12 protein-coding genes are annotated in these 13,849 nt (G+C 35.8%); all 12 read right to left on the bottom strand.

All coding sequences use genetic code 11. From position 1 onward, the window contains the following. Positions 1-3: 3 nt before the first annotated feature. Positions 4-720, bottom strand: a complete 717-nt coding sequence (locus tag MKS83_RS01035; protein ID WP_100376955.1) for an NUDIX hydrolase — start codon at positions 718-720, stop codon at positions 4-6. Positions 721-1,264: 544 nt separating this feature from the next. After that, positions 1,265-1,792 carry an SRPBCC family protein gene (locus MKS83_RS01030; protein WP_240581587.1) on the bottom strand — a complete coding sequence of 176 codons (528 nt, stop codon included), beginning with the start codon at positions 1,790-1,792 and terminating at the stop codon, positions 1,265-1,267. Between the two features lie 26 nt (positions 1,793-1,818). Beyond that, entirely contained in the window at positions 1,819-2,688 is an 870-nt protein-coding gene (locus MKS83_RS01025; protein ID WP_240581586.1) for an SDR family oxidoreductase, read from the bottom strand. 163 nt (positions 2,689-2,851) lie between these two features. Beyond that, positions 2,852-3,661 carry an AraC family transcriptional regulator gene (locus MKS83_RS01020; protein ID WP_240581585.1) on the bottom strand — a complete coding sequence of 270 codons (810 nt, stop codon included), beginning with the start codon at positions 3,659-3,661 and terminating at the stop codon, positions 2,852-2,854. Between the two features lie 262 nt (positions 3,662-3,923). Next, positions 3,924-4,565, bottom strand: a complete 642-nt coding sequence (locus tag MKS83_RS01015) for a DUF2652 domain-containing protein (RefSeq protein ID WP_240581584.1) — start codon at positions 4,563-4,565, stop codon at positions 3,924-3,926. A 184-nt stretch (positions 4,566-4,749) separates the two neighbouring features. Further along, positions 4,750-5,487, bottom strand: a complete 738-nt coding sequence (locus tag MKS83_RS01010) for an SDR family oxidoreductase (protein WP_240581583.1) — start codon at positions 5,485-5,487, stop codon at positions 4,750-4,752. An 85-nt stretch (positions 5,488-5,572) separates the two neighbouring features. Further along, positions 5,573-6,157, bottom strand: coding sequence for a TetR/AcrR family transcriptional regulator (locus tag MKS83_RS01005; RefSeq protein WP_240581582.1), 585 nt, complete (start codon positions 6,155-6,157; stop codon positions 5,573-5,575). Positions 6,158-6,335: 178 nt separating this feature from the next. Then, a complete protein-coding gene (gene ilvA, locus MKS83_RS01000) occupies positions 6,336-7,604 on the bottom strand; it encodes a threonine ammonia-lyase IlvA (protein ID WP_240581581.1) in 1,269 nt (422 codons plus the stop codon). 140 nt (positions 7,605-7,744) lie between these two features. Then, positions 7,745-9,211, bottom strand: coding sequence for an ATP-binding cassette domain-containing protein (locus MKS83_RS00995; RefSeq protein WP_240581580.1), 1,467 nt, complete (start codon positions 9,209-9,211; stop codon positions 7,745-7,747). A 330-nt stretch (positions 9,212-9,541) separates the two neighbouring features. After that, positions 9,542-11,023 (bottom strand): ketol-acid reductoisomerase, encoded by a 1,482-nt coding sequence (gene ilvC / locus MKS83_RS00990; protein ID WP_240581579.1) that lies wholly within the window; start codon positions 11,021-11,023, stop codon positions 9,542-9,544. A 245-nt stretch (positions 11,024-11,268) separates the two neighbouring features. Then, on the bottom strand, positions 11,269-11,859 hold the full coding sequence (gene ilvN / locus MKS83_RS00985; RefSeq protein ID WP_240581578.1) for an acetolactate synthase small subunit: 591 nt from the start codon (positions 11,857-11,859) through the stop codon (positions 11,269-11,271). A gap of 69 nt (positions 11,860-11,928) precedes the next feature. Next, on the bottom strand, positions 11,929-13,671 hold the full coding sequence (gene ilvB / locus MKS83_RS00980; protein ID WP_240583218.1) for a biosynthetic-type acetolactate synthase large subunit: 1,743 nt from the start codon (positions 13,669-13,671) through the stop codon (positions 11,929-11,931). Between the last annotated feature and the right edge of the window lie 178 nt (positions 13,672-13,849).

Raw genomic sequence — 13,849 nt, 5'->3', positions numbered from 1 at the left:
GAATTATTTTATTAGTTTAGTATTGTTTTTTTTGTAAATCTTAGCATCAAACTTATAGTATCTTGCTGCACGGTGCGATACATTGGTTTCAATCTCATCCAACGGAACAATGTAACTGAAGGAAGATATTTTTTTATGGAAATTCTTAATATCGATATACTTTTCACTCAGAGCACTGTATAACTGATAGAGCTGCCTGATGGTAAACTTCTTTGGAAGAAGTTCAAAAATAATAGAGAAATCCAGTTCTATCCATTTTCTTACTTCCACTAAAGATTCATTGATAATTTTATTGTGATCAAATGGCAGAGAAGGAACTTCATCAACCGGAAACCAATCTACCGTACTATATTTTGTGCTGTTAATTTTATGATCTATTTTACATAGAGATAAGTATGCTACTGTAATAATTCTGTCAATATGATGCTTATACTCCATTCCCATCCATTTAATATCATTCTCATTATTTGCTCTCATAGGATCTGCAAAACATTTGAATTGCTTAAGGATCATTTTCTTTATTCCTGTCAGTTCATGCAAAACTCTTTGGGCTGCATCATCTACATCTTCATCACTAAAAATAAGACTTCCGGGAAGCTTAATTTGTCTTTTCTCGTCAAGGTGGCGTTCAACCAGTAAAATATTCAGTCGATTTTCGTGATCAAATCCGAAAACAACACAGTCCACCGATACATATGTATGAATAAAGTTTGAGTTCATCTGACGTGTTAACATTTATGTAACATGACAAATATAAAAATTCAATTGAATAAAAAAAATATTTTCCACAGTAACACCTAAATATCAACTATTTACATATCGATTTTTTATGAAAACATTCACATATAAAATATGATAAGGTTATCATTAAATTTATACTTATAAATATTGTAATAGTTCAATTAACAAGTATTTATATCAAAAATTACAATAAGAAAATTTTTTATTATTATATCTAAATATTATGATAAGAATTAAGAAAAAAAAAGTTAAAAAAAAATAAAAACAAGTGTAAAAAAAACACTTTTAAACAAAAAAAACATCAAAAATTAATATTTTTTTTTACCATTTTTGCATGTAAGCGGTTATAAAATTACCGATAATAGAATTTCGATGGATAATAGGTCTCTTCACCAAAATAGAAAATTGATGTATTAATGATTTAAAACTTCATACATTTCTACTATTATCCATAATGTAATAGATTGAGAATCCTGATAGGATTCTCAATCTATTAAATCATTTTAAAATAAGTATTTTAAATTTACTTTTTTTCCGCTTTTACTTTAAGATTCTTTAACCAGATTTGTAATGAGCTTTCCAGGCCTTTTTGAAATGTATTGCTTAATAGTGATACTAACCACCCTTCCATACTTTCTTCAACTTTCACTGTTGTTTTTCCTTCGTGTTCTATGAATGACCAGTTATGAATTGCAAATGCTCCGAAAGCTTTACCTGACCAGCCAATTCTATGTTCTGGCAATACGGTATGCAAAGTCGAATGAATGGTTAATCCACCACTTTTCCAATCAAAAGAGCTTCCTTTTCTAAATGGTCCGCTTAGTTTAGGATCTTTAACATCACTATGCCAATCTTCCCAATGGTCTATATCACTCATAATATGGTAAACTTTTTGAGCAGGGGCATTTATTGTAATTTCCTGATAGGTTTTTACAGGGGCTTTTTCATTGATAGATTCTGACACAGTGTATGAAGTGAATACTTCCAGACCAATAATCGTTATTACAAGTAATCCTATTAATAAAAGAAAACTATACACTAACATTTTCATTGTTTATTATTTTTAAGATTAATGAATTATTTAAAAAACTTTAAATGATCATGAACAAACTGTTCGAAACCGATTGCAGGTTTTCCCGTTATATGATGAACAGTATTAGAAATTTCAGAGGCTTCTCCTCTTGCATAATGAGCATAATCTTCGATAAGACCTCCTATTTGCCATTCAGGAAACCCGGCAACAGTTAATGCTCCGTGCATTTGTTCTGAATTTAAATCTATATAGCTGATTTCTGTTTTCAAGATGCGGGAAAGTATTTCTGCCATTTGAAAATGGGTAAGAGATTCTTCTCCCGTTATATTGTAGATTTTGTTTTCATGTCCGTTCTCTGTTAATACTTTTGCCGCAACTCCTGCAATATCACGGATGTCAACAGCACTAACTGCAGCATTTCCCAACGAACCATAAAACTTCCCTTCATATTTAATGGAATGTCCAAACGCTATAAGACCCTGCATAAACAAATTGGGACGTAAAAATGTATAATTCATTCCCAATTCTTTGATCCTGTTTTCAACAACAGCATGATATCTGAGAAAACGTACGGGGGAATTCTCATTGGCAGCCAGCTGAGATAATTTCACAATATGTTTTACACCTGCTTTATATGCCGCATTCACGAAATTAAGCTGAAGTTCTTCCGCTTGCTCTGATGAGTTTGTAAGCAAAAATGCTTTCTCGATTCCCTGCAATGCCTGAACAAGGCTATCGCTATCCGAGAGATCACCAACTGCTATTTCTGTTTGTGGCAAATGAGCCATCAGATCTCCCTGATCATTGTTTCTGACAAGGGCTCTGAAAGAGACATTCATATTAACCAATTTATTAACGAGTTGTGTTCCTACACTTCCCGTTGCTCCTGTAATTAAAAGATTTGTACGTTTCATAAAACTGTTTTTTAATACCTCAAAATTCGGTGTATTACAGGAGCTAAAATTGTAAGAAAACGAAATCTCCTATTTTACATATTTGTATGGTTAAAAAACAGATAAGACCAAACCAATTATAATATTGATTGGTTTGATCTTATAAAAAACTATGAATATTCAATTAATTCTTAGGATCACATATAGACTCCTGGAATTTCAGGTATTTGGAAGGGCTTAGATGAATATAATGCCTAAAATCCTTGATAAGCTGGCTTTGGTCATAATAACCACATTGATTGATGACATCAAACCAGTCTATTTTAATGTTTTTGCAAGAATTGTTCTGGATAATCTGAATTGCTTTTAAAAAGCGCTGATACCGATAAATCTCCTTTGAGGTATATCCAAAATGTTTTTTGTGATTCGTCTGTAATGATCTTTCGGATATTTTGTTCCTTTTAGAGATTTCTTTTATTGGGCTGAAGCTAGTACGGTCAAAGGCAGCAATTTGTTCCGCAATACTGTCTCTATCCCGTAAATAGGGCTGGCAAAAATCCAGCATAGCCTGAACCCTGTTTTCATTGGAATCAATCTTTTTTAATTCGGACCAAAGTGTTGTAAAACAATTCTGATTTAGCAATTCATCCGGATGCATTGCTAAATCATCAGTCAACGCTGCATTTCCAAAAAACCTGAAAAAAGCATCGTCTTTAAAATTGCAAACCAAAATTTCGGCGTCTTCAGGCAAAATATAGTTAAAGGCACGTTTTATAGGCCCCAATACAATACATTTTTCAACTTTAATCTCCTCTTTATTTTTAGAAATAAACGATGCGGGAGTACCAAAACTGAAAATCATTATCGTCTGATATGAAGGTAAAAGTGTTTTTTCTACAGTTTCTCCGGATCTGTTTTCTCCATAGTAAAAATGTGAAAAAATATCTTTAAATTCTGTAGGAGCAGATATTCGGTAACTATTATAACCTTTCATATTTCTAACTTTTTGAATGAAAATCGTTAGCATCTTAATTTAAACCAATTTGTTTTCTTCTATAGGTTCTTAGCCTAAACAAATGTATTTAAAATTTTACAATACTGATGAACAATAAAAAACCGCTGATGAGCTATTCTCATCAACGGCGGATAGTTATACTATGAGAAATTAATCCCAGGCCATAAAACCTTCATAGGCAAAATAGATTAAAGCAATGTAAAAGCTATACTTAATTAGTTTTTTAGTGACCTTGTAACTTTTAAACAATACCGGATTGTAAGCTGATCTGTCGAATGTTGTTTTTGTTGTTTGTTCCATTTCTTTTGTTTTTTATGGTTGTTATAAAATTGTTCTGCAACTGGTAATTGATAAAAAAATATTCTTTTTCTTTTTTGGCTGTTTCCTTAGAAACGACAGCATTGGTCATCAATATATAAGTCTTACTTTTTATAGTATTTTTCAAAAGTGAATGTGCTTTAACGACCGGTTCTCCGTAAAGTTTTTTAAAAGTTCCGATAGTATATTCTGAGAAAGTTCCGTAATGTGCTATTAATTTTAATGACAAACCTAAGTCATGTCCAATGATAGCTTCAATTTCCCTAAGTTTTATAGTAAAGCTTCTTAACATTGTTTCATATAGTTTTAAAATTCTCTTCATAGAAGGCTTCTTACCAAATTTGTAGAATAATATTGCATCTCCTTCAATTTCGGACACGTTCATCCCCAATTTATTGGCTTGCAAAATTGTAGAAAGCAGTTCTCCGGTAATGTAACGACCTGCTTCGATACAAATGCTACTTACAAACTCTGTATAGCCACTGATATCAGGAATGATTATAAGTCCTTCTTCAACCCGAATATTCCTGCTTTCTGATAAATATTGTTTGTATAAATACTCCATGACAGATTTTTTAGTTCTTTCTGACACAAATGTAGATACATCCCTACAGCATAAATTGTAAGAAAACGAAATCATTGTTGTATTGGGTAATTATTTTAACTATTAGCTTTAAAAAAAATCTCCCACAAAAGACTGTGAGAGATAAAAATATATGGAATCAATCCTAAAACAGGACTAATGAATTTTAACTATTAAAGGTTGCAAAAGCATCTTCTGTGGCAGCAAAATAATTATTGTAAACCAATCCTGTATTCCCTACACGAATTTCATAAATATCTTCCTGAAGAGCCTTCAAAAGATCATTAGCAACTTCAGAAGCAGGAATTCCGTTTTCTTTGCCTCCTATTTCTGCTGAAAAATCTGTGTTTACCAATGGTGGCATCAATTCAAAAACTTTCACACCGGTGTTCTTTGCCAATTCGTATCTTAACAATCTGGTATGAGAATGAAGAGCTGCTTTAGAATCGGAATACGTGGGAACATGAGAACCCGGAACCAATCCGACAATAGATGAAACATTTACGATAGCAGCTTCTTTTTGTTCCTTTAAGATGGGAAGAAACTTATCCGTCAGACGGATCGGGGCAAAATAATTCGTAGTAAACTCTGCCAATGCTTTGCTGTAAATATCTCCGGCATCCGCAAGGTTGTAAACATAAGCATTTCCGGCATTATTAATCAGAATGCTGATACCTCCGAAAGTGGTCTTTACTTCTTCATATAATCTGTCTACATCAGCTTCATTTGTAATATCCGCCTGTACAGTGAAGACATTTTCTAAATCTTTTGCTGCCTCATCTAATTTTTCTTTTGTTCGTCCGACAATGATGATTTTATTCGCAGGGCTTAAAACTTTTGCAATTTCTAAACCAATTCCTGAACCTCCACCAGTAATCAGGATAGTGTTGTTTGTAATGTTCATAATAATTTGTTTTGTTTAAGTTATATTTAAATTGTACCAATCAGTACAAAAATGAGCAGATTTTTATTTTTAGAACCTTGATTAATTATTCCAAGATTCTCAGGTTCATCTCAATAAGTGAACGTAAGATTTCCGGTGATTTTTCCATTCGTCGTGTAACGTGAATTCCGTTCCAAAGATTAGTAAGATGCCAACTTAAAATTTCAGGATCTTCTTTGGTTTTCAATTGTTTATTTTTAAGAGCATTTTTAATAGCTTTAGCAAAAATTTTCTGCAAGCTCTTCAATAGTGTTGCAGTTATTTTTTTAATTTCATCATTCTTTTCAGAAAGCTGAACCAGAGCATTTCCAAGATAACAGCCTCTTTCAATATCACAATCTGCAGCGTCAGCAAGTTTTAAAAAAAACTGTTTGATAAATTCAATCTGATCTTCTGAATTGTCAACAGCCAAACCCATTTTTTGATTAAAATCTTCAGCAAACTGTTTGATTGAACGGATATACAATTCCTCTTTTCCTCCTTTAAAAGCCAGATAAAAGCTTCCTTTTCCTATTCCCATAGCAGTCAACAATTCTTCTGCAGAAGCCGTGTCATAACTTTTTGATCTAAAAACTTCAGTTGCTTTTTTTACGGCTTCCTGTTCGTCGAATATTTTTGGTCTTCCTGCCATTATTTCTATTTTGATGAAACAAAGGTACTAAACTGTACCATTTAGTACAAAATAAATTTTCATATCTCTTTTATAGTTTTTGTCAATCGCTTTTCACCAATTTTGAAAATTTAAACAACTAATGAATTATTCTTTTTCGGGTTTGTCTTTCTCAAAAACGTCTTAACAATAAAGTTGATTAAACAAGCATATTCAGCACATCAGGATTATCATTAAGATAAGATTCAAAATACCCTAGTTTTTGCATTCTCTGTTTCAAGCCATTAAAATCGGAAATATTGGAAAGCTCGATTCCGACAATTGCCAAAGCAGTTTCCCTTGAATTTTTTTTGGTATACTCGAAGTGGGTGATATCGTCATTTGAACCGAGAACATTCAGAACAAAATCTTTCAGAGAACCGGGACGCTGCGGAAATTTAACCATAAAATAATGTTTCAAACCATTGTAAAGTAAAGCACGTTCCTTGATTTCCTCCATTCTTGTAATATCATTGTTGCTTCCGCTGACAATACAGACCACATTTTTACCTTTAATCTGATTTCGATAGTGCTCTAAAGCCGAAATAGATAATGCTCCTGCAGGTTCCAAAACAATCGCATCTTTGTTATATAACTGAAGAATCGTATCGCATATTTTCCCTTCATCCACAGGAATACAGTCTGAAAGAGAGTTTCTGCAAATTTCAAAAGTCAAATCCCCTACCCTTTTTACCGCTGCTCCATCTACGAAACTATCCACTTCCGGCAATTCTGTATTGAGATTATTATCAATGGAAATTTTCATTGAAGCTGCACCTTTTGGTTCTACTCCAATTAATTGAGTATCTTTTGACAGCTCTTTAAAAACCGTTGAAATTCCGGAAGCCAAACCACCACCGCCAATCGGAATGAAAACAAAATCAATATTTTCTTTCTGTTGCTCCAAAATTTCCAATGCTAAAGTTGCCTGTCCTTCAATAATCTGAATATCATCAAAAGGATGAATAAATGCTGCGCCGGAACTTTCTGCAAAATCTAAGGCTGCATTTTTGGACGTATCAAAAGTATCTCCTACCAGTTTGATTTCGACAAGCTTTCCACCAAACATTTCAACCTGTTCCAGTTTTTGCTTGGGTGTTGTCACAGGCATAAAAATCGTTCCTTTGATTTGTAGCTGTTTACAAGAAAAAGCCACTCCCTGAGCGTGATTTCCGGCGCTTGCACAAACTATACCGTCCGAAGTTTTGCCTTCATTAAAAAGACTTTTAATTTTATTGTAAGCCCCACGCAGCTTGTAAGACCTCACGGGCTGCAAATCTTCTCTTTTAAGGAAAATATTGGCTCCAAATTTTTCTGACAATCGGGCATTGTATTGCAATGGCGTGTAATTCACCACATTTTCTATACTTTTCTGGGTTTCCTTTATTGCTTCCAGAGTTGGAAATGACATCGTTTCATTCATCTTCATTTATATTACAGATTCTTTGATGTTGGTTTTAAACTTAATTATTTTAATAATTTTTATAATTCTCGCAGATTTTGCTGATTGGGCAGATTTAAAATTGTGAATCAGCTAAATTTGCTAAATCTGCGAGAGTAAATTATCCTTCAATACTTTATTAATTCTACTCGACTATTAATTTTTACTTTTCCGTTTTCCAGAACGAGTTTGTGACTGAGTTTTTTTGGTAATTGAGATTCAAAATGCCCAACGTAAATCAACGATTGTCCCTGACCTGCCAAATCATCAATTACCTGATTGAAATATTGCGTCTGTTCCTTGTCCATTCCCTGACAAGGCTCATCCAGAATCAAAAGCTTTGGTTTTTTAATCAATGTTCTTGCGAGTAAAGCCAAACGTTGTTTCCCAAGCGGTAAAGTATTTAACTTCTTATTTTTATCATCTTTCAAATCGAAGAAATGCAGCATCTGCTCCAATTGTTGTTGCTGGTCAAAACTCGGTTTTTGATACAAACTCATCGAATCAAAAAAACCGGAAGCAACGGTTTGTCCGACATTTGCATTCATATCGAAATACCAATGCAACTCAGGCGAAATCATTCCGATTTTTTCTTTGATGTCCCAGATACTTTCCCCGCTTCCCCGCTTTTGCCCGAAAAGATAAATCTCATTGGCATAAGCCTGCGGATGGTCACCATTCAACAAACTGAGCAATGTTGATTTTCCCGAGCCATTATGACCCTGCAACAGCCATTGCTCACCGGAATTGACTTCCCAATCGATATTTCTCAATACTTGTTTTTCACCATAAGAGATATTGATATTTTCCAGTTTGATGAGACTTCCCTGTTCGTTTTCCCGATTGTCTTGAAGGAAAAAAGGAAGCGATTTTGGCATTCTTTCTTCTCCTTTGGAAAAGTCTTTTGGAGAATTCTTATGAACTAATTTTCCGTTCTCTATTTCTACAAAATACTGAACGTTTTCAGGATATTCGTCATCATTATTAATTAAAACCAATGTGACATTTTCTTTAATTAAATCATCAAAAGCTTGGTTCAAAAACTGTCTAGATTTGACATCCAAACCTGTGTAAGGCTGGTCGATAATCAAAACCTGAGGTTTTAGCCAAAATGCTTTCAGCAATTGTAATTTCTTGTGTTCGCCACTTGACAATTCTATCAATTGCTGATTTTTGAAATTCTCAAATCCAAAAGGTTTTAAATACAATTCTAATATTCCGAAATCCAGATTTTCTTCTTTCCCGAAATGATTCAGTTCTGCAAAAACAGTTAGTGTATCATTTTTAGCAAATTGATTATATCGCTGTTGATAATAAAAATTGCGGTCGCCTTCCAGATTAGTGAACTGAAACCAATTGGAAACATACAGAACTTTTTTTCGCAATGTTGAATTTTCATCAAAATTGACCTCAACTTTTCCTTCAAAGTTTTTGATTTCTCCGGAAATGATTTTAGCTAAAGTTGTTTTTCCACTTCCACTCAATCCGCCTAACATCCAGCATTCTCCGGAAGATATCTCCCAGTCGAAATTGTTCAATATTGGTTTATCATACTGAAAATTCAGGTTTGAAATTTTAATGATTGGGATTGACATTATTTTATTTTTAAACGCAAGGGCGCAAAGGTTTTTTATAATCTTATTGAAAATATTTTAAGGTTCGCAAAGGCGCTTCGCTAAACAAAGAACACAAACCAAATAACAGTTAGTTTGTCATTCCGCAGTAATCTAAACGATTTACGTTAAATTCATTGCTGAGATTCCTACGGAATGACAAATATGATGTTAATGCTGGATTTTTAATTTTATGACAAATCCCATAGCCCCGATTGCAGCGGCATCCTTTTGTGATGAGGAACGAAAAGCAAAAGATATAGCACTTCGACTTCGCTCAGCATAAACTCCAAGCGGGATTAGCTTCTTATTTTAAACTGTTTTGATAGACTTCATCGCCGTCATTGCCTGACGTAGTTTTCTTCCGACAATTTCTACAGGATGATTTCTTAAAACATCGTTCACATAAACCAATTGTGCGTTGTCTACCGACGCATTTTTACCTTCGTTAAAGTCTTTTCCAACCACGTCCGTATCCACCGATTTCATAAAATCTGCCAGCAAAGGTTTGCAAGCCTGGTCGAAAAGATAACAGCCGTATTCTGCAGTGTCGGAAATCACACGATTCATCTCGAACAGTTTTTTTCGTGCGATGGTATTGGCAATCAAAGGGGTTTCGTGAAGCGATTCATAATAAGCAGATTCCGGCTTGATACCGGCTTCGACCATTGTTTCGAAAGCCAACTCAACACCCGCTCTGACAAAGGCCGACATCAAAAGATAATTGTCAAAATATTCCTGCTCCTCGATTTTCACATCGCCTGCCGGTGTTTTTTCAAAAGCTGTTTCTCCTGTTTCTGCACGCCATTTCAAAAGGTTGGCATCACCATTTGCCCAGTCTTCCATCATTGTTTTGGAGAATTCGCCGGAGATAATATCGTCCTGGTGCTTTTGGAAAAGCGGGCGCATAATATCTTTCAGTTCTTCTGACAATTCAAAGGCTTTCAGTTTTGCAGGGTTAGAAAGTCTGTCCAGCATTCCGCTTACACCACCGTGTTTCAAGGCTTCTGTAATGACCTCAACACCGTATTGAACCAATTTGGAAGCGTAACCTGCATCAATTCCTTTTTCGACCATTTTGTCAAACGAAAGAATAGAACCTGTCTGCAAAAGTCCGCACAAAATCGTCTGTTCTCCCATCAAATCGGACTTCACTTCTGCCACGAAAGAGGATTTCAAAACACCGGCTTTGTGACCGCCTGTTCCTACACAATATGCTTTTGCTTCTGCCCATCCTTTTCCCTGAGGGTCATTTTCAGGATGAACGGCAATCAGCGTCGGAACACCGAAACCTCGCAGATATTCGGCACGAACTTCGGAACCCGGACATTTTGGAGCGACCATAATTACCGTCAAATCTTTACGAATCTGCATCCCTTCTTCCACGATATTGAAACCGTGTGAATAGGACAAAGTCGCATCTTGTTTCATCAAAGGCTGAACCGCATTGATTACCGAAGTGTGTTGCTTGTCAGGCGTTAAATTGATGACCAAATCCGCAGTGGGAATCAGTTCTTCGTAAGTTCCGACTTTGAAATTATTTTCGGTTGCGTTTTTCCACGAATCTCTCTTTTGGTCGATAGCTTCCTGACGCAATGCGTAAGAAACGTCCAGTCCGCTGTCTCTGAGATTCAGACCTTGATTCAGCCCCTGAGCGCCGCAGCCAACCACTACGATTTTCTTTCCTTTCAATGCAGAAACGCCATCAGAAAACTCTGAACTGTCCATAAATTCCGCCTGTCCTAACTGATACAACTGGTCTCTGAGTGATAAGGTATTGAAATAATTTGCCATATTTTTAAGTAAAAAGTAAAAAGTATGAAGTAAAAAGATTACCGTAACTACTTTTTAGGATTAATATTTTTTTGATTTTTAAATTCTGTTTTGAATATTTATTGAAAATTAAACACAAAGCGCACAAAGGTTTTTCAACAATTCAATGTTTTTAAGTTCACAAATCGAAGATTCATCGATTTCTTTGAATTCAATAAAAACTTTGAGATAAAGGCACTTAAGCTCAACAAAGTTTGATTGTTTATTTACATTGTGAAAACATCGTCTCTTTTATCGAGATATTCGTTTTCAATAAGTTCGGGAGATGGTTCTCTTTTTTCAAACTCGAGGACTTTTTCGTGGATTCCTGCGCTTTTTTTGATGATGGCGATTCTTGCGCCGCGCACGAATTCGATGAGTCCGTATTTGTTGAGCTCTTCAGTTAACCGGTCGATTTCTTCCCGATGTCCTGCCGTTTCAAAAACGATGTAATCCTGACGAATCACAACCGTAGATGCGCCATACTGACGAAGCAATCGTTCTACATAGACCTTTTCTGTCACAACATTTGCAGGAACTTTATACAGTGCCTGCTCTTGCCAGACAATCTCGTCATCGGTATTGAAATAAGCTTTCAGAATGTCGATTTGCTTTTCCAGCTGACGGCAAAGTTTTCTGACAACTTCTTCAGCTTCGTGAATCACAACCGTGAATCTGTGAATGCCTTCCACCTCGGAAGGCGATGTATTAAGACTCTCGATATTGATTTTTCTTCTTGAGAAAATCCCGGATATTCTGCCGATTAATCCAACCGAGTTTTCGGTGTATAATGTGATGGTAAATTCTTGTTTTTCCATTTTAAAAGTGAAAAGTTAATAGTGAGAAGCGAAAAGTGATTACATTTTACTTCTAACTTCTGACTCTAATTATTTTAATCTGATTTCTGATACCGAAGTTCCCTGGGCTACCATTGGGAAAACGTTATTTTCTTTTCCAACCATTACTTCCAAAAGATAAGCTCCATCGTGATTGAGCATTGTTTCCAAAGCTGTTTTGAGGTTTTTTCTTTCAGAAATTTTTTGCCCGTCGATGTAATACCCTTTTGCAACGGCTATGAAATCCGGGCTCGTGATATTTACAAAAGAGTAACGCCTGTCGTGGAAAAGCTGTTGCCATTGTCTTACCATTCCGAGGAATTCATTGTTTAGAATCAGGATTTTGACCTTCGCTCCGAACTGCATAATGGTTCCTAATTCCTGCAAAGTCATTTGGAATCCGCCATCTCCAATGATTGCAACTACCGTTTTTTCCGGTGCACCATACCAAGCTCCGATCGCCGCCGGTAAACCAAATCCCATTGTTCCCAATCCGCCAGAGGTTACGCTGGATTTGGAATTATTGAATTGAGCATATCGACACGCCACCATCTGATGCTGACCAACATCTGTCGTAATAATGGCGTCGCCATTTGTCAGTTCATTAAGAACTTTAATCACTTCTCCCATTGTCATTATATCGGTTGTAGGATTCAGCTCGTTATGAATGACTTCTTTGATCTCTTCTTTTTCCAGTTCACGGAATTTCCCCAACCATCCTGAATGGTCATTGTTTTTCAATAAAGCAGTTAAAAGTGGAAGTGTTTTTTTACAATTTCCCCACACCGGAACGGTCGTTTTCACGTTTTTATCGATTTCGGCCGGGTCAATATCGAGATGAACTACTTTCGCCTGTTTGGCATATTTATCCAAACGACCTGTTACCCTGTCATCGAAACGCATCCCGACTGCAATAAGAACATCGCATTCGTTGGTCATTACGTTTGGCGCATAGTTTCCGTGCATTCCTAACATTCCGACGTGTAGCTTGTGATTGGTTGGAAGAGCACTCAATCCCATTACAGTCGCTGCTGCAGGAAGATTAGCTTTCTCTATAAAAGCTTTGAATTCTTCTTCGGCTTTTCCTAAGATAACACCCTGCCCAAAAAGAACGAGTGGCTTTTTAGCCTGATTAATTAATTCTGCAGCCTTCTCAATATATTCGTTCCTGATTTCCGGTTCCGGTCGGTAACTTCTGATATGATTACATTTTTTATAGCCAAAATATTCGAATAATTGCAATTGGGCATTTTTGGTAATATCAATCAAAACCGGACCGGGGCGACCTGTACCTGCAATATGAAAAGCTTTGGCAATCGCTTCCGGAATTTCTGTTGCATCAGTCACCTGATAATTCCATTTTGTAACCGGAGTTGTAATATTGATGACATCCGTTTCCTGGAAAGCATCTGTTCCCAAAAGCGAGGCAAAAACCTGACCTGTAATACAAACAATCGGATTGCTGTCTATCATCGCATCCGCTAAACCTGTCACCAGATTGGTTGCTCCCGGACCACTGGTTGCAAATACAACCCCCGTTTTTCCGGAAGTTCTTGCAAATCCCTGTGCAGCGTGAATGGCACCTTGCTCGTGACGAACCAAAATATGTTTCAGTTTTTCGGAATAGTCGTACAAAGCATCATAAATCGGCATAATTGCGCCACCGGGATAACCGAAAATCGTATCAACGTTTTCTTGTAATAGCGCTTCCAAAACAGCTTTTGAACCGGATATTTCTACCGATTTTGGCTGTTCTAATTCTATATTCTCTATTTGTGAAATGGTATTGTTCATTTTTAATATTTTTCCGTTTAAGATTGAACCCTTCGGGTTCTGATTTGTTTGGTTTATATCCATTCCATAGGTTTCACCTACGGCTACTGATATTGAATCCTTCGGATTCGTTTTGAGTTTTTTCCTGTTTTCAAATTTCACCTCCAGATTTTTTTTAAACATTATTTTGAAACGCAAT

The organism is Chryseobacterium sp. Y16C (assembly GCF_022488405.1).
In the GTDB taxonomy this organism is placed as follows: Bacteria; Bacteroidota; Bacteroidia; order Flavobacteriales; family Weeksellaceae; genus Chryseobacterium; species Chryseobacterium geocarposphaerae.
The sequence above is the reverse complement of the archived record's forward strand: the minus strand, read 5'-3'. Positions and strand labels throughout refer to the sequence as shown.

Coding starts and splice junctions, on each gene's coding strand:
- MKS83_RS01035 (WP_100376955.1), bottom strand. CDS start 720: ATGAACTCAAACTTTATTCATACATATGTATCGGTGGACTGTGTTGTT.
- MKS83_RS01030 (WP_240581587.1), bottom strand. CDS start 1,792: ATGAAAATGTTAGTGTATAGTTTTCTTTTATTAATAGGATTACTTGTA.
- MKS83_RS01025 (WP_240581586.1), bottom strand. CDS start 2,688: ATGAAACGTACAAATCTTTTAATTACAGGAGCAACGGGAAGTGTAGGA.
- MKS83_RS01020 (WP_240581585.1), bottom strand. CDS start 3,661: ATGAAAGGTTATAATAGTTACCGAATATCTGCTCCTACAGAATTTAAA.
- MKS83_RS01015 (WP_240581584.1), bottom strand. CDS start 4,565: ATGGAGTATTTATACAAACAATATTTATCAGAAAGCAGGAATATTCGG.
- MKS83_RS01010 (WP_240581583.1), bottom strand. CDS start 5,487: ATGAACATTACAAACAACACTATCCTGATTACTGGTGGAGGTTCAGGA.
- MKS83_RS01005 (WP_240581582.1), bottom strand. CDS start 6,157: ATGGCAGGAAGACCAAAAATATTCGACGAACAGGAAGCCGTAAAAAAA.
- ilvA (WP_240581581.1), bottom strand. CDS start 7,604: ATGAAGATGAATGAAACGATGTCATTTCCAACTCTGGAAGCAATAAAG.
- MKS83_RS00995 (WP_240581580.1), bottom strand. CDS start 9,211: ATGTCAATCCCAATCATTAAAATTTCAAACCTGAATTTTCAGTATGAT.
- ilvC (WP_240581579.1), bottom strand. CDS start 11,023: ATGGCAAATTATTTCAATACCTTATCACTCAGAGACCAGTTGTATCAG.
- ilvN (WP_240581578.1), bottom strand. CDS start 11,859: ATGGAAAAACAAGAATTTACCATCACATTATACACCGAAAACTCGGTT.
- ilvB (WP_240583218.1), bottom strand. CDS start 13,671: ATGAACAATACCATTTCACAAATAGAGAATATAGAATTAGAACAGCCA.